General features: G+C 53.6%; 16 protein-coding genes. 15 read left to right on the top strand and 1 reads right to left on the bottom strand.

The window, feature by feature from the left end; genetic code table 11:
- The first annotated feature begins 54 nt into the window (after positions 1 to 54).
- The 5 genes from ACLUXO_RS00915 (at position 55) to ACLUXO_RS00895 (ending at position 6228) form a co-directional block, all read left to right on the top strand.
- On the top strand, positions 55 to 1206 hold the full coding sequence (locus ACLUXO_RS00915) for a helix-turn-helix domain-containing protein (protein WP_412135945.1): 1152 nt from the start codon (positions 55 to 57) through the stop codon (positions 1204 to 1206).
- Positions 1207 to 1250: 44 nt separating this feature from the next.
- Positions 1251 to 1814 (top strand): CDP-diacylglycerol--glycerol-3-phosphate 3-phosphatidyltransferase, encoded by a 564-nt coding sequence (gene pgsA / locus ACLUXO_RS00910; protein ID WP_270447493.1) that lies wholly within the window; start codon positions 1251 to 1253, stop codon positions 1812 to 1814.
- 209 nt (positions 1815 to 2023) lie between these two features.
- Entirely contained in the window at positions 2024 to 3133 is a 1110-nt protein-coding gene (gene recA / locus ACLUXO_RS00905) for a recombinase RecA (RefSeq protein ID WP_412135944.1), read from the top strand.
- A gap of 148 nt (positions 3134 to 3281) precedes the next feature.
- Positions 3282 to 4925, top strand: coding sequence for a ribonuclease Y (rny, locus tag ACLUXO_RS00900; protein ID WP_412135943.1), 1644 nt, complete (start codon positions 3282 to 3284; stop codon positions 4923 to 4925).
- A gap of 103 nt (positions 4926 to 5028) precedes the next feature.
- The gene (locus tag ACLUXO_RS00895) at positions 5029 to 6228 is read left to right on the top strand and encodes a glycosyltransferase family 4 protein (RefSeq protein ID WP_412135942.1); all 1200 of its coding nucleotides are present in this window, start codon (positions 5029 to 5031) and stop codon (positions 6226 to 6228) included.
- A 52-nt stretch (positions 6229 to 6280) separates the two neighbouring features.
- Here ACLUXO_RS00895 and ACLUXO_RS00890 read toward each other — a convergent pair whose 3' ends face one another.
- Positions 6281 to 6940: a YigZ family protein gene (locus ACLUXO_RS00890; protein WP_412135941.1), complete on the bottom strand. Its 660-nt coding sequence runs from the start codon at positions 6938 to 6940 to the stop codon at positions 6281 to 6283.
- Positions 6941 to 6984: 44 nt separating this feature from the next.
- Between ACLUXO_RS00890 and ACLUXO_RS00885 the strand changes: the two genes are divergently transcribed.
- The 10 genes from ACLUXO_RS00885 (at position 6985) to trxB (ending at position 17456) form a co-directional block, all read left to right on the top strand.
- On the top strand, positions 6985 to 8262 hold the full coding sequence (locus ACLUXO_RS00885; protein WP_412135940.1) for a DEAD/DEAH box helicase: 1278 nt from the start codon (positions 6985 to 6987) through the stop codon (positions 8260 to 8262).
- Positions 8259 to 8945: a ComF family protein gene (locus ACLUXO_RS00880; protein ID WP_412135939.1), complete on the top strand. Its 687-nt coding sequence runs from the start codon at positions 8259 to 8261 to the stop codon at positions 8943 to 8945. The genes ACLUXO_RS00885 and ACLUXO_RS00880 overlap by 4 nt, the downstream gene beginning before the upstream one ends.
- A gap of 79 nt (positions 8946 to 9024) precedes the next feature.
- Positions 9025 to 9582 carry a ribosome hibernation-promoting factor, HPF/YfiA family gene (gene hpf / locus ACLUXO_RS00875; protein WP_003614803.1) on the top strand — a complete coding sequence of 186 codons (558 nt, stop codon included), beginning with the start codon at positions 9025 to 9027 and terminating at the stop codon, positions 9580 to 9582.
- Between the two features lie 159 nt (positions 9583 to 9741).
- Positions 9742 to 12144 (top strand): preprotein translocase subunit SecA, encoded by a 2403-nt coding sequence (gene secA / locus ACLUXO_RS00870; RefSeq protein WP_412135938.1) that lies wholly within the window; start codon positions 9742 to 9744, stop codon positions 12142 to 12144.
- An 89-nt stretch (positions 12145 to 12233) separates the two neighbouring features.
- Positions 12234 to 13350, top strand: a protein-coding gene (gene prfB / locus ACLUXO_RS00865) for a peptide chain release factor 2 (protein ID WP_164976362.1) whose coding sequence is annotated in 2 segments (ribosomal slippage) — positions 12234 to 12305 and positions 12307 to 13350 — 1116 coding nt in all. Because the reading frame shifts where the segments join, the coding sequence is not laid out codon by codon here.
- A 10-nt stretch (positions 13351 to 13360) separates the two neighbouring features.
- Entirely contained in the window at positions 13361 to 13663 is a 303-nt protein-coding gene (locus ACLUXO_RS00860; protein WP_412135937.1) for a hypothetical protein, read from the top strand.
- On the top strand, positions 13638 to 14597 hold the full coding sequence (hprK, locus tag ACLUXO_RS00855; protein WP_412135936.1) for an HPr(Ser) kinase/phosphatase: 960 nt from the start codon (positions 13638 to 13640) through the stop codon (positions 14595 to 14597). The genes ACLUXO_RS00860 and hprK overlap by 26 nt, the downstream gene beginning before the upstream one ends.
- Positions 14597 to 15430 (top strand): prolipoprotein diacylglyceryl transferase, encoded by an 834-nt coding sequence (gene lgt, locus ACLUXO_RS00850; protein ID WP_412135935.1) that lies wholly within the window; start codon positions 14597 to 14599, stop codon positions 15428 to 15430. Before hprK ends, lgt begins: the two co-directional genes overlap by 1 nt.
- A 5-nt stretch (positions 15431 to 15435) precedes the next feature.
- Positions 15436 to 16452, top strand: a complete 1017-nt coding sequence (locus ACLUXO_RS00845) for an NAD(P)H-dependent glycerol-3-phosphate dehydrogenase (protein ID WP_412135934.1) — start codon at positions 15436 to 15438, stop codon at positions 16450 to 16452.
- A gap of 71 nt (positions 16453 to 16523) precedes the next feature.
- Complete coding sequence (gene trxB / locus ACLUXO_RS00840) at positions 16524 to 17456, top strand: thioredoxin-disulfide reductase (RefSeq protein WP_002879964.1); 933 nt, start codon at positions 16524 to 16526, stop codon at positions 17454 to 17456.
- Positions 17457 to 17459: the final 3 nt, after the last annotated feature.

The following is a 17459-nucleotide window of genomic DNA, read 5'->3' as shown; positions in this document are numbered from 1 at the left end:
GGCCATTGTGCTATAATTTATAAACGAATTTTAAAGTGATTGAAGAGGTTAATAATGTCAGGCATTGGAGAACAACTACGTAAGGCAAGAGAGGCCAAGGGCCTTTCAATTTCCGATATTGAGAAGGCTACGAAGATCCAGAGCCGCTACCTGGAAGCAATCGAAAACAACGATTTCGACAAGTTGCCAGGCGACTTTTACGTCCGGGCTTTCATCCGCCAGTACGCGCAAATCGTCGGTTTGAACGGCAAGGAATTGCTGAGCCAGTACCAAGGCGAAGTTGCAAATGAAGTCACTAGCGAAGTCAGCCAGCCGGAAGAAAGTCCGGCTCAAGAGACACCAGAAGAGGCTGAAGAAGCAGCTCCAGTAGAGCCGGTTGAAAATAAGCCGGCCAGAATCAGTGCCAGCCGGCCAGCCAAGCGGGAAGTTGCCGAAGAACCTGCCAAGGATGCCAAGTGGCGCAAGCTTGTGCCCCGCCTGGCCCTGGGCTGCGGGATCGCCCTTTTGCTTTTGATCGGGGGGATGGTCTTTGCTAACATGAAGAAGACCGGGTCAAGCAGCCAGAAGGAAAATGCTGGCTCCAGCGTCACGATCACTTCCAAGAAGTCTTCCAGCAAGAAGAGCTCATCTGCTTCTTCATCATCCAAGAAAAAGAAGACCAGCGCAATCAAGGTTGCTTCACTTGGCGGCTCAAGCTACCGGGTAACTGGCATCAAGTCCAGCACGCCATTGGTAGTCCGGTCAAGCCAGCAAAGCATCTACTACTACGTTTCCGTTGACAACGTAATCACCAACCAGGGGACCCTGCAAAGCGGTGAAAAGCACACGGAAACTGTCAAGAAGGGGCAAACTTTGATCGTTTACCTGGGGACTGACACTGGCGTGACTGTAACTGTTGGCGGCAAGAAGATTCCGTTCACTCCAATCAACGGCACGACCCGTTTGACTATCTACCTGGGTGGCAGCTCTGCTTCAGCAAGCAGTTCCGCGGCAAGCAGCACGACTACCAACACTAACACTAACACCAATACCAGCACGAGCTACAGCAGCCGGGCAAGTTCCAGCGTGCAAAGCTCAGCTTCCAGCCGGCCAGCTACTTCCAGCTCCAGCGTTCAATCAAGCTCACAAGCTTCATCCAGCGCTGCTCCAAGCAGCCAGTCATCAGCTGCGCCATCATCATCTGCCGCTTCCAGCAGCAAGCAATAAGAGAAGAATGACCATTAATTCTTAAAAGTGAGGAATTTAAAGCAATGAATTTACCAAATAAACTGACTGTTTTCCGAATCTTTTTGATTCCTGTCTTCATGATCCTGCTGATTGCCCAATGGCCAGCCGGCTCATTCACCCTGGCAGGGACTGAAATTCTGTGGAGCCGGGTGGTGGCTATGATCGTCTTTGCCGTTGCTTCAGCAACCGACTGGTTTGACGGCCACATCGCCCGCTCCCGGGGACTGGTAACCAACTTTGGTAAGTTTGCTGACCCGCTGGCCGACAAGATGCTGACCATGACGGCCTTCATCTTCATGGTGGAATTGAACCTGGCTCCGGCTTGGGTCGTAGCCATCATCGTCTGCCGGGAACTGGCTGTGACCGGCCTGCGCCTGATCGTGGTTGAAAACAACGGCAAGGTTATGGCCGCAGCCATGCCTGGCAAGATCAAGACCACCTGCCAGATGCTGTCAATCATCTTCCTGCTCTTTGGTGACATCTTCCACCTGGGCACCATCCTGCTCTACCTGGCCTTGATCTTCACGATCTACTCCGGCTACGACTACTTCCATTCTTCATGGGACGTCTTCAAGGGCTCAATGTAAGCATTTAGAAAATCACTATTCTTTTAAAAATGAGTATCAGCGAGGTACTCATTTTTTATTTTTTTAAGTCAGATTAAGGAAAAAAGGGCTTTTTTCTTGTACTAGTAAGTGGAGGGGAAATAATTTGAACGTTAGTTCGGATTTTTCTTGCTTTTTACCTGGCCTTCAAAGTATAATGTTTATTAGTAAGTTTCCAGGAGGGAAAAAATTTGGCTAAAGATGAAAAACAAGCGGCTCTTGAAGCGGCTTTAAAGAAAATTGAAAAGAACTTCGGTAAAGGCGCGGTCATGCGGATGGGCGAGAAGGTCGACACCCAGATCTCGACTGTTCCGTCAGGCTCACTGGCCCTGGACGCGGCCCTGGGCGTGGGCGGCTACCCGCGGGGCCGGATCGTGGAAATCTACGGGCCGGAATCTTCCGGTAAGACGACCGTTGCCCTGCACGCCGTAGCTGAAGTGCAGAAGCGGGGCGGCACGGCGGCCTACATCGACGCGGAAAACGCCATGGACCCGGCTTACGCTGAAGCCTTGGGCGTGGACATCGACCAATTGATCCTGTCTCAGCCAAACACTGGGGAAGAAGGGCTGCAAATCGCGGACACCTTGATCTCCAGCGGGGCCATTGACATCGTCGTGGTCGACTCCGTTGCCGCCCTGGTGCCGCGGGCCGAAATCGAAGGTGAAATGGGTGACTCCCACGTCGGCCTCCAGGCCCGCCTGATGAGCCAGGCCTTGCGCAAGCTCTCCGGGACGATTGCCAAGACCAAGACCATTGCCATCTTCATCAACCAGATCCGGGAAAAGGTCGGCGTCATGTTTGGTAATCCCGAAACCACCCCAGGTGGGCGGGCGCTGAAGTTCTACTCAACCATCCGGCTGGAAGTCCGCCGGGCGGAACAGATCAAGCAGTCTACCAACGTTATCGGTAACCGGGTCAAGATCAAGGTGGTCAAGAACAAGGTTGCTCCGCCATTCAAGGTAGCTGAAGTCGACATCATGTACGGGCAGGGGATCTCCCAGTCCGGCGAACTGCTGGATATGGCTGCTGACCAGGACATCGTCGACAAGGCCGGGGCCTGGTACTCCTACCACGGTGAAAAGATCGGCCAGGGCCGGGAAAACGCCAAGAAGTACCTGGAAGAACACCCGGACGTTTACGAGGACATCCAAACCCAGGTCCGCAAGGCTTACGGGATCGATGCTGAATCTCTGGAAGAAAAGGAAAATCCGGAGAAGGTCAAGGAGCAGCGGGCTAAGAAGGCAGCTGCTAGCGAAGAGAAGCCAGCCGAGCCGGCAAGTCCGGAAAAGACTGATAAATAGGCCATTTTTGGCCAAGAGAAAGATTGCCAAGAGAAGTCTGGCAATCTTTTTTGTTTCCGCAAATGCAGCTAAGGAATTGACTTGACCAAAAATGTAACATATGATTAGTAATGTGTGAATAATTCTAAATACAAAGGCGACGTAACTCATGATGAATAATACTATATTTCTTCTCGCAACAGTCGCTGTAATTTTTCTTATTTCACTTGTCGTGGGATGCCTGATTGGTTATGCCATCCGGAAGAATGCCTGGGAGACCAAGGCGGAAAACGCCCGGCAGAGCGGAGAGGCAATTTTGGCCAAGGCGAAAGCCGAAGTCGAAGTCGCCAAGGCCGAGGTCCAGGCGCAGAAGCAGGCCGCTGAAGCCGTTAAGCGGGATGCTGAGACGGAGAAGAAGGCCAAGATCCTGGAGGCCCAGGAAGAAATCAGGGATTACCGGCAGAAGGTTGAAGACGAGCTGAACGGGCGCCGCGATGAAGCGGCCCGCAAGGAAAACCGCCTTCAGCAGAAAGAAGATACCCTGGATCACCGCAGCAGTCTGCTCGATGACCGGGAGAAACAACTCACACAAAGGAAAGACCAAATCAAACAGCAGGAAGAAAAAGCCGCTGGTTTGCTGGAAGAAGCGCACGGGCTGGTCGAGAAGCAGAATGACAAGCTGCTGGAAATCTCCCGCTTAGACGAAGAAGAGGCCAAGAAGATTGTTCTGGCCCAGGTCTCCGACCACCTAACCAAGGAGAAGGCGGAGCTGATTCGGGCTAACGAGGAAGAAATCAGTGCCAGAGCCGACCGCTTTGCCCACCAAATCATCGTGGATGCCATCCAAAGCAGCGCGGCGGATACGGTCGCGGAAACGACCGTGTCAGTCGTAGACCTGCCAAACGATGACATGAAGGGGCGGATCATCGGCCGCGAAGGCCGGAATATCCGCTCTTTTGAAGCCATGACTGGGGTGGACTTGATCATTGACGATACGCCAAAGACGGTTACCTTGAGCGGTTTTGACTCCATCAGACGGGAAGTTGCCAAGCGGGCCCTGCAGAAACTGATCAAGGATGGGCGGATTCATCCGGCCCGGATCGAAGAGATGGTTGACAAGGCGCGCAAGGAAGTCAACGACGATATTTACGAGGCTGGTGAAAGTGCCTTGATGGAACTGGGCATCCACCGGATGAACCCGGAACTGGTCAAGATCCTGGGCCGGCTGAAGTACCGGACTTCCTATGGCCAGAACGTGCTGGCGCACTCGATTGAAGTCGGGAAGCTGGCCGGGACCATGGCAGCTGAACTTGGTTTGGATGAAAAATTAGCGGTTCGCGCGGGATTATTACACGATATTGGCAAGGCAATCGACCATGATATCGAAGGCTCCCACGTAGAAATCGGTGTTGAATTGACCCGGAAATACCATGAACCGGACCTGGTGGTCAACGCGATCGCTGCCCACCACGGTGACGTGCCGAAGCTCTCCTTCATCGCTGACCTGGTCGTGGCGGCGGACACGATTTCCTCCGCCCGGCCTGGGGCAAGAAGCGAAAGCTTGGAGAACTACATCCGCCGTTTGACGGAACTGGAAGACATTGCTGGCAGCTATGACGGCGTCAAGCAGGCATATGCCATCCAGGCCGGCCGGGAAGTCCGCGTAATGGTTGAGCCAGGCAAGATCTCAGATGATGAGACCACGGTTTTGGCCCACGAAATCCGGGACAGGGTCGAGAAAGAACTCGATTACCCGGGCAATATCAAGATCACCGTAATACGGGAGAAACGTGCCGTGGCAGTTGCCAAATAAAGCAGAAAGTCCAGATTGAATTCTGGACTTTTTTGTTAGCATTTGGCAAATCGCCTTAAAGCCCGGTATAATTAACTCAACTAGACTCAGAAAGCAGAATTTCATGTTTAAGATTATCGTTGACCTTTTTTTACTGGTGATCATCCAAGTAGCGATCACGCCTTTCATCCGGCGCCTGGCCTTTGTCCTGGGGGCGGTGGACAATCCTAACGCCCGCCGGGTCAACAAGAAACCCATGCCGACTATCGGGGGGCTGGGGATTTTCGTGACTTACAATATCGGGACCTTCATCTTGCTCAGAGAGCAGTTCCCGACCCACGAGCTCTTTGCCCTTTTGCTGGCGTCCAGCGTGATCGTCTTGACCGGGATGATCGATGATATTTTAGAACTCAAGCCCGGGCAAAAAATGGGCGGGATCTTCATCGCGGCCATGATTACCTACTTTTTGGCCGAAATCCGGATGACCGAGCTGAATATTCCTTTTACCGGCCAGACCATCAATTTGCCCTGGTATCTCAGCCTGCCGATTACCATCTTCTGGATCCTGGCCTTGACCAACGCGGTCAACTTGATTGACGGCTTAGACGGGCTGGCGGCCGGTGTGTCCTGCATCTCGCTTTTGACCATGGGGATTGTCGGCTACTTCTTCTTGCGTAACCAGGGCCTGTACGTGCCGATCGCCTGCTTTATGCTGGCGGCCTGCCTCCTGGGCTTTTTGCCTTACAACTTCAACCCGGCCAAGATCTTTTTAGGGGACACCGGGGCCCTCTACTTGGGCTTCATGATCTCGGTTTTAGCCTTAAAGGGCTTGAAGAACGTGACCTTTATTTCTTTGCTGGTGCCGGTGATCATCTTGGGTGTGCCGATCTCTGATACGGTCTATGCCATGATCCGCCGCAAGCTGAACAAGAAGCCGATTTCCCAGGCGGACAAGCACCACCTCCACCACCAGCTGATGAACTTGGGCTTGACCCAAAGGCAGACGGTGCTGGTGATTTACGCCCTGTCCTTGATCTTCTCCTTCGTGTCCATGCTCTTCCTCTTGTCGCCGATCTGGGCCATGGCCCTCTTGCTGGTCGGCCTCTTGATCGCCGTTGAGCTCTTCGTGGAATCGATCGGCCTTTTAGGGGAAAAATACAAGCCCCTCAGCCACTTGATTAACCGCCTGGTTTTACATAGCACCCACACTAAGGAGCCGGACGTTGAAGTCTGGCACCAGGGCGAGGCCAAGCCCCAGAAGTGGCAGGAGCGGTCCAAGGGGGGGCACAAGCCTGCTGAGAACAATAGCGGTAAAAAACAATAAAGCTGAACAGACAAAAGAAAATGACCAAGCAGAAATGCTTGGTCATTTTTGGTTAGAATCTTTTTTCTCCGCTTTTAACGGGAATTTCGTTATAGCGCTGGTCCCCCTTGATTAGGTCCGGTTCCCCGTTCAAGAGCTCGGTTAGATCGCTGATAAAGGGGTCAATCTGGTCCAGGTCCAGGTAGATGGAAATGGTGATGTTTACGCCATATTCAGTGCCGGCAACGAAGACCTCTTTTTCCTTAAGGAAGTGGTCAACCTTGTCATAGCGGTTGTAGGGGATGGTAAAAATCAATTCCTGCTGCTTAACCCGCTTGACGATGCCGATGGCTTCAGCTGCTTCGCTGACGCTGGAAGAGTATGCCCGGATGAGGCCGCCGGCCCCTAATTTGATTCCGCCGAAATACCGGGTCACGACGACGGCGACATTCTTCAGGCCCATTAATTGCAGGGTCTTTAATTCCGGCACCCCGGCCGTACCGGCTGGTTCGCCGTTGTCGCTGCTTTTGACCCGGTCGTCATTAAGGCCCAAGGTGTAGGCATAGGTGTTGTGGGTGGCGTCATGGTACTTTTTGCTGGTCGCGGCAATAAAGTCCCGGGCCTCTTCCTCATCCTGGACCCGGGCAAGGGTCGCGATGAAGCGGCTCTTCTTGATGACCAGCTCATGCTGGCCGTTTTCTTTGATTGTTAAAAAATCTGCTTCTTTTGACAAAAAATCATCCCTTTTTGGTGTATTAGTTAGTGGAGGCGAAAAAAATGACAGAAGAAAAAGAATCTCTGGCCGGCCGCCAATGGCTGGTTGACAAAGTGGATAATAGCATAAAAGAGGGGCAGACGGCAATTCCCGCCATCGAAAATGGCATCTGCCAGCGCTGTGGCAGCTCCTGCTGGGCGCGCTTGCCGTCGGGCTTTTTGTATTGCCGTGCTTGCGTGGGCCTGGGCCGGCTGGATGAGGGCAAGCTTTTGGTCCGCCAGGCGGCTGGCAGTCATTACCCGGCCAGGGCGGGGATGACCTGGACAGGGCAGCTGCAAGAGCGGCAGGAGGGTGTGAGCCGCTTTTTATTGGAGAAATTTGCCGTTAAAGAAGACTGCCTGGTTGAGGCCGTGACCGGAGCGGGGAAGACGGAGATGATTTTTCCCTTATTGGCTGAGGCTTTCAGCCGCGGCTGCCGGGTAGCCATTGCCACGCCCAGAATCGACGTGGTCAATGAGCTTTACCCCCGCCTAGCAGCAGCCTTCGGGGAGGTGGAGATCGGCAAGTACCATGGCCGGGAGGAAAAGGAAGCGGCCAATGAGCAGCTGGTCATCTGTACGACCCACCAGCTGCTGAAGTACTACCAGGCCTTTGACCTTTTGATCATCGATGAGATCGACTCCTTCCCATATGCCGGCAATCCCCAGCTGCATTTTGCCGCGGGCAATGCCGTTAAAAAAACGGGCAGCCGGGTCTTTTTGACGGCTACTCCGCCTGAGGACCTGCTAAAAGCGGCCAGGCAGGGGAAACTGGCCATCGTCAGGCTCAACCGCCGCTTTCACGGCTATCCCTTGCCCGTGCCCCGGCTGGACCTGTACGTCAAGCCCTTTTTGACCAAGGGCCGCCTGCATCCAAAATTAGCCCGGCGGATCAAAATGGCGGCCAAAAGCGGCCACCCCCTCCTGGTCTTTTTGCCCAGAATCGCCCAGATGCCCCAGTATTTTGCCGCTGTCAAAAGGCTCCTGCCCAACTTGCGCCTGGCAACCGTCTATGCCCAGGACCCGGACCGGCTGGAGAAGGTGGAAAAATTCCGTAAAGGCGACCTGGACCTGCTTTTGACGACCACAATCTTGGAGCGGGGGGTGACCTTTAAGCATGTCTGGGTGATCATCGTGGCCGCTGATGATGAGATTTATTCTGCCGCCAGCCTGGTCCAGATTGCCGGCCGGGTGGGCAGAGACAAGCAGGATCCGGACGGGCTGGTGCTTTTTTGCTACCGGCGCTACAGCCGGCAGATCAGAAGCGCGGTCAAGCAGATTAAGGAGATGAACCGGGGATGAGTCTTTGCCTTTTTTGCGACCAGCCTTTTACCGGAGATTTGGACATGAGGCGCCTGCTTTTGCCGGGCAAAAGCAAGACTTCCTGCCTGTGTCCATCCTGCCGCCAGCAGTTTGACCAGATCGGCCCCGCCTTTTGCCCCCAGTGCGGCCGCCAGCAGGATAGGGGGGAAATCTGCCAGGACTGCCAGAAGTGGCGGCGGATCTACCAGGGGAATTTTTTGCGCAACCAGGCCGTCTACTGCTATAACCAGGCCTTTCATGACCTGATGGTCCGCTACAAGCGCTACGGGGACTACCTGCTCTGCCAAGTTTTGCAGGAATTGGCCGCCCCCGCTGTTAAAAAATTAGCAGCCGACTACTACGTCCCGGTCCCGACTTCACCTGAGCACCGGAAAAAGCGGGGCTATGACACGGTCTGGGAAATTTTTAATCCCCTTTTGCCCTTAACGCCCCTTTTAGCTAAAAAGGCTGGGGCTGGAGCCCAGGGGGAAAAGGACAAAAAAGCCCGGATGCAGGCCAAGCAAAATTTCTTTTTAAATCCGGAATTTAGGGGTACAATAACAGGCAAGATCATCCTTTTGGATGACATTTACACCACAGGCCGAACACTTTACCATGCGCGCGACGCGATTGAAACGGCTTTTCCTGAATGCCAGGTCGAAAGTTTTTCAATTAGTCGCTAAATATTTTCACAAAGCGCTTTCAAGTTTGGTATAATATGAGTGTAAAGAAACCGCGCAAGCGGGAAAGGAGATAATTATTATGTTAAAGTACAATGTTCGTGGCGAAAATATTGAAGTCACTGAAGCTTTGAGAGACTATGTTGAAAAGCGCTTGACCAAGTTGGAAAAGTACTTTGATCTGAGCCAGGACGTAATCGCTCATGTAAATCTGAAGGTATACCGTGACCACTCAGCTAAGGTTGAAGTAACCATTCCGCTTCCATACCTGGTTTTGAGAGCTGAAGAAACTACGGATGACATGTACCGCAGCATTGACTTTGTTTCCGAAAAGCTTGAACGCCAAATCAGAAAGTACAAGACCCGCGTCAACCGCAAGAGCCGTGAAAAGGGCGTTGAAGAATTCTTCATCCCTGAAGAAGCTCCGGTTGAAGAGGAGAAGGAAGAAAAGGCCCCAATGTTCAAGATTGTCCGCAACAAGCGGGTTAACTTGAAGCCAATGGACCCAGAAGAAGCCATCTTGCAAATGGACATGCTGGAACACGACTTCTTCGTCTTCCAAGACGCTGAAACCAACGGCACCAGCGTGGTTTACCGCCGCAACGACGGCAGCTACGGCTTGATTGAAACTAACGAATAGTTTCGCCGCTTATCCAACTGAATACTAAGGCTACAAGCCAGGCAGGGCACGATGATTATTGTGCCCTGCTTATTTTTGTAGATTATTTTAATTTTTGGCATTTACATGTTAAAATTATTCTGTGATTTTAGACTAAATATCAGAATTAAGGACGATTAGATGGCAAACATTTTAAAGAAGTTATACAACGCTGATAAAAGAGAACTTAAGCGTTTTGAAAAAATTGCTGACCAAGTAGAGTCATACGCTGACCAAATGGCCGCTCTCTCTGACGAAGAATTGCAGGCCAAGACGCCGGAATTCCGGAGCCGGATTGAAAAGGGCGAAAGCTTAGACGACCTGCTGCCGGAAGCCTTTGCCGTATCCCGGGAAGCTTCCAAGCGGGTTCTGGGCCTGTACCCATTCCGCGTGCAGATCCTCGGCGGGATTGCCCTGCACCGGGGCAACATTGCCGAAATGATGACCGGTGAAGGTAAGACCTTGACGGCCACCATGCCGGTTTACCTCAACGCTTTGTCTGGCAAGGGCGTGCACGTTGTTACTGTCAACGAATACCTGTCCAGCCGTGACGAAACTGAAATGGGCCAGCTTTACCGCTGGCTGGGCCTGACGGTCGGCTTGAACGTCAGCACCATGTCCCCGGAAGAAAAGCGGGAAGCTTACGCCTGCGACGTAACTTACTCAACCAACTCTGAACTGGGCTTTGACTACCTCCGGGACAACATGGTTGTCTACAAGGAACAAATGGTGCAGCGGCCGCTTAACTACGCCATCATCGACGAAGTTGACTCCATCTTGATCGACGAAGCGCGGACGCCTTTGATCATTTCCGGTGAAGCTGAACAAGCCAACGCCGACTACGTCCGGGCTGACCGCTTTGTCAAGAAGCTGGTGGAAGACAAGAGCGACAATGACGCCGATGACGATGAAGACCACGGCGACTACAAGATCGACTGGCCAACCAAGACTATTTCCCTGACCAGAACCGGGATCCAGAAGGCCTGCGACCACTTTGGCCTCAAGAACCTTTACGACGTTGAAAACCAGAAGCTGGTTCACCACATCGACCAAGCCCTGCGGGCCAACTACATCATGCTCAAGGACATCGACTACGTTGTCCAAGACGGTGAAGTCCTGATCGTTGACTCCTTTACCGGCCGTGTTATGGAAGGCCGCCGCTACTCAGACGGCCTGCACCAGGCCATCGAAGCCAAGGAAGGGGTCAAGATCCAGGAAGAATCCCAGACCCAGGCCACGATTACTTACCAGAACTACTTCAGAATGTACCAGAAGCTGTCCGGGATGACCGGTACGGCCAAGACTGAAGAAGAAGAATTCCGTGAAATCTACAACATGGAAGTCATCACCATCCCGACCAACCGGCCAGTTATCAGACAGGACATGCCCGACCTGCTCTACCCGACCCTGGACTCCAAGTTCAAGGCCGTGGTTGACGAAATCAAGGAGCGGCACGCCAAGGGCCAGCCAATCCTGGTCGGCACGGTGGCCATTGAATCTTCTGAACGCTTGAGCCACATGCTGGACAAGGAACACATCCCGCACGCTGTCTTGAACGCCAAGAACCACGCCAAGGAAGCAGCCATCATCATGAATGCCGGCCAAAGAGGGGCAGTTACGATTGCCACCAACATGGCCGGGCGTGGGACTGACATCAAGCTGGGGCCTGGCGTCAAGGAACTGGGCGGTTTGGCCGTAATCGGGACTGAAAGACACGAATCCCGCCGTATCGACAACCAGCTGCGGGGCCGGTCCGGCCGGCAGGGTGACCCGGGTTACACCCGCTTCTACCTGTCCTTGGAAGACGACTTGATGAAGCGCTTCGGGGGCGACCGGGTCAAGGACTTCCTTGACCGCCTGTCCGACAATGACGACGACAAGGTCATCGAAAGCCGCTTGATCACCCGCCAGGTTGAATCAGCCCAAAAGCGGGTTGAAGGGAACAACTACGACACCCGGAAGCAGACCCTGCAATACGACGACGTTATGCGGATCCAGCGTGAAATCATCTACAAGGAACGGATGCAGGTTATCGATGAGCAGCAGTCTTTGAAGAGTGTCTTGCTGCCGATGATTCACCGGACTATCGACCACCAAGTGGACATGTTCACCCAAGGCGACCGGTCGACTTGGCGCCTGGACTCCTTGCGCGACTTTATCGTGTCCAGCCTGGCCAGTGAAGAATACGTTGATTCAGAAATCGACTTCAAGACCTTCACGCCAGATGCCCTTAAGCAGCAGCTTTACCAATTGGTTGAAGACAACTACCAGGAAAAGGAAGCTGCCCTGGCTGATCCGGAACAAATGCTGGAATTTGAAAAGGTGGTTATCCTCCGCGTAGTTGACGAACACTGGACCAACCACATTGACGCCATGGACCAATTGCGGCAGTCAATCGGCCTGCGGGGCTACGGCCAGCTGAACCCGCTGGTTGAATACCAGGACTCCGGCTACAACATGTTTGAAGAAATGATCAGCGACATCGAGTTTGACGTGACTCGCCTCTTCATGAAGGCTCAGATCAGAAACAACTTGAGTCGGTAATAAATCAGCAAAGAGGGGGCGGGAGCCCCCTCTTTTTGGTTATAATTGTAGTGAACAAAAAAGATTATTTTTAGCAAAGGAAAAAGACAATGGAAATCAGTGAAATTCAAAATGCTTTAGACGAGTTGCGGACCCGGCTTAACCATTTCAGGGGGTCTCTTTGACTTCGATAATATCAGCGAAAGCATTGAAATCAACGAAGCCAAGATGGCGGAACCGGGCTTTTGGGACAATCAGGAAAAGGCCCAGAAATTGATCAGTGAGACCAACCTGCTCAAGGAAAAGCGGGACTCCTTCCTGGCTCTGGAAAAAGACCTGACCGATGAAGAAACGGCCCTGGAATTGCTGCGCCTGGAAGCAGACGCAGACCTGCAAAAGGACACCGAAGACCAGCTGGCCAAGCTGCAGGAAGAGTTCCACCAGTATGAACTGAACCTGCTCTTGTCGGGCGAGTACGATGACCATAATGCCTTGATGGAAATCCACCCGGGGGCCGGCGGCACTGAAGCCATGGACTGGGGGAACATGCTGCTCCGGATGTACCAGCGCTATTGCGACTCCCGCGGCCTTAAGTTTGAAGTCAACAACTTTGAACCAGGTGATGAAGCCGGCTTAAAGAGCGTCAGCGTCCGGATTTCCGGCAAGAATGCCTATGGGCTGCTGAAGTCTGAACATGGCGTTCACCGCCTGGTCCGGATTTCGCCTTTTGACTCAGCCAAAAGACGGCATACTTCTTTTGCCTCGGTTGAAGTTATCCCCGAAGTCGATGACTCCATTGAAATCGACATTGACCCTAAGGACCTCAGAATTGACGTCTACCGGTCATCCGGGGCGGGCGGCCAGCACATTAACAAGACTTCCAGTGCCGTTCGGATTACCCACATCCCAACCGGGATCGTGACGACTTCCCAGGCCCAGCGGTCCCAGTTCCAGAACCGGGACACGGCCATGAATGAAATGCGGGCTAAGCTTTTCCACCTGGAAGAAGAAAAGAAGCGCAAGGAAAAGGCGGCCTTGAAGGGTGAGCAATTGGACATTGCCTGGGGATCGCAGATCCGGTCTTACGTCTTCCACCCATACAGCATGGTCAAAGACCACCGGACCGGCTATGAAACCGCCGATGTGGGCGGGGTGATGGACGGGAAGCTGGATCCCTTCATCTACGCCTACCTGCAGTGGCGTTTGAGCCAGGAGAATCCAGAATAAGAGGAAAAATATGTCATTTACCACGATAGTGCTGCTGGTTTTGGCGGCGGTAGTCGCCCTGGCCCTGCTCTCGGTTTTCTTCAAGGCCTTGATTGCCTTGTTGCCGGTGGGCCTGGTCGTAATTTTGCTTTTATGGCTCTACTACCGCTTTTACTGGCGGAAGAAATACAAGCTGCCCAGCCGGCCGGAGCCCGACTGGTTCAAGCCAGGCCAGGCAGATCCGGAGCGGCCGCGGAAACAGGCGCAAGATGTGACAGTGCGAGATGTTGATGATAGTGAGGCACATGATGACGAACACGGTAAAACTAACTGAGCTCATTAATGACAATTCCAACCTGCGGGTTCTGCAGGGACAGGAATGCGTGGCTGGCAAGAAGATTTCGGTTTCCGACGTTTACCGGCCGGGACTGGAATTGAGCGGCTACTTTGACTTTTACCCGGCTGACCGGGTCCAGCTTCTGGGCAGAACGGAAATTTCCTACGCTGCCCGGCTGGACCACGACCTGCGCCGGAAAGTTTTTGAAAAAATCTGCCAGAAAGAAACACCCTGCCTGCTGGTTTCCCGCAACCTGCCGGTGCCAGTTGAACTGAAGGAGGCGGCAGAAGCAGCCGGGACTCCGATCTTGATTTCCAACGACGCCACGACCTACTTGATGAGCATGATCACCCAGTACCTGGCCGTCAAGCTGGCGGAAAGAAGCAGCGTTCACGGGGTCCTGGTTGAAGTCTTCGGGATGGGGGTCCTCTTGACCGGGGAATCCGGGGTCGGCAAGTCCGAAACCGCCCTGGCCCTGGTGCAGCACGGCCACCGCTTGATCGCTGACGACCGGGTGGATGTCTACCAAAGAGACCACGAGACCGTGATTGGGGAAGCTCCTCGTATTTTGAAGCACTTGATGGAAATCCGGGGGATCGGGATCATTGACGTCCTCAAGCTCTTCGGGATTGGGGCCATCAAGGATGAAACTGAGATCTCCCTGGTCATCAACCTGACCAACTGGGACTCCAAGGCCAACTATGACCGTCTGGGCTTCCAGGAAAATACCCGAATCATCTGCGGGATCGCGGTTCCCCAGGTCACTATTCCGGTCAAGGTCGGCCGGAACATGGAAAACATCGTGGAAGTGGCCGTCATGAACTTCAGAGCTAAGGCCATGGGCTTTGACGCGGCCAAGACTTTTGATGAAAACCTAACCAGTCTGATCGCGGAAAATACGGAAGAAGAAAAGCGGGGTGAAGACGACTAGTGACTTTAGCATTGAATCCAATCGCCTTCAGTATTGGGGACATTCATGTCCGCTGGTACGGAATCATCATCGCCTGCGGGATCCTGCTGGCCACCTTCATGTCGATCAGAGAAGGGCAAAGACGGCAGATCATGAGCGATGACTTCATCGACCTGCTCTTGTGGGGCGTGCCGATCGGCTTTATCGGGGCCCGGATCTACTATGTCATTTTTGAATGGAGCTACTTCTCCCAGCACCCGGATGAAATTATCGCCATCTGGAACGGAGGGATTGCTATTTACGGGGGCTTGATCGCCGGGGCGATCGTCCTTTTGGTCTTCTGCTACCGGCGCTTCTTGCCGCCATTTCTGGTCCTGGACATCGTGGCGCCGGGCGTAATGGCGGCCCAGGTCCTAGGCCGGTGGGGCAATTTTATGAACCAGGAGGCCCACGGAGCCAAGTGCAGCCTGCAGTATCTGCAAAATCTCCACTTGCCCCAGTTCATCATCGATCAGATGTACATTAATGGCAGCTACTACAAGCCGACTTTTTTGTATGAATCTTTCTTTAACCTGATCGGTCTGATCATCATCCTCTCCCTGCGCCACAAGAAGCACCTTTTTAAGCAGGGGGAAGTCTTCATGCTTTACCTGGCCTGGTACTCCGTGGTCCGCTTTTTCGTGGAAGGGATGCGGACGGACAGCCTCTACATCTTTGGCGTCATCCGGGTTTCCCAGGCCCTCAGCCTCCTGCTTTTAATTGCAGTTGTTATTTTATTTGTCTACCGGCGTGTCAAAGTCAAGCCAAAGTGGTATCTTGAAGGAAGCGGGTTAAAATATCCATACGAGAGGTAGAAAAAATGACAAAAATTTCCGTTTTAGGCGCCGGCTCCTGGGGGTCAGTCCTGGCCTCCATGCTGGCTGACAACGGCCATGATGTGGCCCTTTACGCCCACCGGCAAGTTATTGCTGATGAGATTAACCAAGACCACACTAACCTGCACTACATGAAGGACTGGACCTTGAACCCCAGCGTTTGGGCCAGCACCGACATGGGGCAGGTTCTGAAAGACTGTGACGTTATCCTGTTCGCCGTGCCGACCAGCGCGATCCGGTCAGTAGCCAAAGCAGTCCGGCAGGTCTTGGACAAAAATGGCCGCCAGCCTTACCTGGTTTCGGCCACCAAGGGGATTGAGCCGGGGACTAAAAAGCTGGTTTTGCAGATTTTTAAAGATGAAATCTACCCGGACGGCTTTGACAAGATGATCGTCCTGTCCGGTCCCAGCCACGCGGAAAACACCGCCCAAAAGGACCTGACGGCCATTACCCTGGCTTCAACCAGTCTGGACAACGCGGCCAAGATGCAGAAGATTTTTTCAAATGACTATGTCCGCTTCTACACCAGCAACGACCCAATCGGGGTTCAGGTCGGCGGGGCTGTTAAAAACGTCATCGCCATCGCGGCTGGGATCCTGGCGGGGCTGGGCTACGGGGACAATGCCAAGGCAGCCTTGATGACCCGAGGCCTGGCGGAAATCACCCGCCTGGGCGTGGCCTTTGGCGGCCAGCCTTGGACCTTCAGCGGCCTGTCCGGGATCGGCGACTTGATCGTTACTTGTACCTCAGTCAACTCCCGGAACTGGCGCTGCGGCTACCAGCTGGGCCAGGGTAAGCCCCTGGACGAAGTCCTGGCCAACATGGGCCAGGTTGTTGAAGGGGCCACGACCGTCAAGGCCGTGCACGAAATCTGCGACAAGTATTCTTTGGATATGCCGATTTCAGCTTCCATCTACAAGGTTCTCTATGAGGGGGCCAAGATCGACGATGAAATCAAGCTGATGATGAGCCGGCAGATGGGACCGGAAATTAGAATTTAAAAGAGGCTTGCAATCTTTGGAAAATCCTGTATGATATTACTTATAAAAAGTAAGTGGCAAGGAGGCTGTTTATGACCAAAGAAGTTGACGTAGTAATCATTGGTGCCGGTCCAGCCGGCATGACGGCAGCAGTTTATGCGGCCCGGGCCAACCTGAAGACGGTTCTCTTAGACCGGGGGATTTACGGGGGGCAGATGAACAACACTGCCGACATCGACAATTACCCGGGCTTTGTGGAAGTTCAGGGGCCGGAACTGGGCGAAAAGATGTACCAGACCGTGCAAAACGCCGGGGCCAGCTATGAATATGGCGACGTCCAGGCCGTCAAGTTGGAAGGCGACTACAAGCGGGTGATTACGGACAGCGAGGAATACCTGGCTCCAGCCGTGATCATCGCGACTGGATCAGAGCACAAGCACTTGAACGTGCCGGGAGAGGAAACTTATTCCGGCCATGGTGTTTCTTACTGCGCCGTCTGCGATGCAGCTTTCTTCAGAGATGAAGACGTGACGGTGATCGGCGGGGGCGACTCAGCCATCCAGGAAGGGCTCTACCTGGCCCAGTCAGCCAAGTCAGTCACGGTCGTTCACAGAAGAGACCAGCTGCGGGCCAAGCCTGAACTGCAGGAGAAGGCCTTCAAGCACCCGAAGATCAAGTTTGTCTGGAACGCCCTGACTGAAGAAATCGTCGGCGAAGACGGCAAGGTCAGCGGGATCCGTTACAAGGACAAGGTCAGCGGGGAAGAAAAGGAATTTGCCACCAAGGGTGTCTTCATTTACGTTGGCGTTTTGCCAGTGACTAAGGCCCTGGATGGCCTGGACATCCTGGACGAAAACGGCTGGATTCCTACTGACGAATTGATGCGGACCCGGCAGGAAGGGATCTTCGCGGCCGGCGACGTGCGGCCAAAGGATTTGCGCCAGGTAACGACCGCCGTGGGCGAAGGCAGCGTGGCCGGGCAGGAAGCTTACAACTACCTGCAAGCCAAGGGATTTTTGAAATAGCTA

The sequence above is a fragment of the Lactobacillus delbrueckii subsp. bulgaricus genome (assembly GCF_046938665.1).
GTDB classification, from domain to species: domain Bacteria; phylum Bacillota; class Bacilli; order Lactobacillales; family Lactobacillaceae; genus Lactobacillus; species Lactobacillus delbrueckii_C.
Note: the sequence above shows the minus strand (reverse complement) of the source record. Positions and strands in the feature narration are given on the sequence as shown.

Coding starts and splice junctions, on each gene's coding strand:
- hpf (WP_003614803.1), top strand. CDS start 9,025: ATGTTAAAGTACAATGTTCGTGGCGAAAATATTGAAGTCACTGAAGCT.
- ACLUXO_RS00845 (WP_412135934.1), top strand. CDS start 15,436: ATGACAAAAATTTCCGTTTTAGGCGCCGGCTCCTGGGGGTCAGTCCTG.
- rny (WP_412135943.1), top strand. CDS start 3,282: ATGATGAATAATACTATATTTCTTCTCGCAACAGTCGCTGTAATTTTT.
- secA (WP_412135938.1), top strand. CDS start 9,742: ATGGCAAACATTTTAAAGAAGTTATACAACGCTGATAAAAGAGAACTT.
- ACLUXO_RS00860 (WP_412135937.1), top strand. CDS start 13,361: ATGTCATTTACCACGATAGTGCTGCTGGTTTTGGCGGCGGTAGTCGCC.
- ACLUXO_RS00895 (WP_412135942.1), top strand. CDS start 5,029: ATGTTTAAGATTATCGTTGACCTTTTTTTACTGGTGATCATCCAAGTA.
- ACLUXO_RS00915 (WP_412135945.1), top strand. CDS start 55: ATGTCAGGCATTGGAGAACAACTACGTAAGGCAAGAGAGGCCAAGGGC.
- trxB (WP_002879964.1), top strand. CDS start 16,524: ATGACCAAAGAAGTTGACGTAGTAATCATTGGTGCCGGTCCAGCCGGC.
- hprK (WP_412135936.1), top strand. CDS start 13,638: ATGACGAACACGGTAAAACTAACTGAGCTCATTAATGACAATTCCAAC.
- ACLUXO_RS00880 (WP_412135939.1), top strand. CDS start 8,259: ATGAGTCTTTGCCTTTTTTGCGACCAGCCTTTTACCGGAGATTTGGAC.
- ACLUXO_RS00885 (WP_412135940.1), top strand. CDS start 6,985: ATGACAGAAGAAAAAGAATCTCTGGCCGGCCGCCAATGGCTGGTTGAC.
- pgsA (WP_270447493.1), top strand. CDS start 1,251: ATGAATTTACCAAATAAACTGACTGTTTTCCGAATCTTTTTGATTCCT.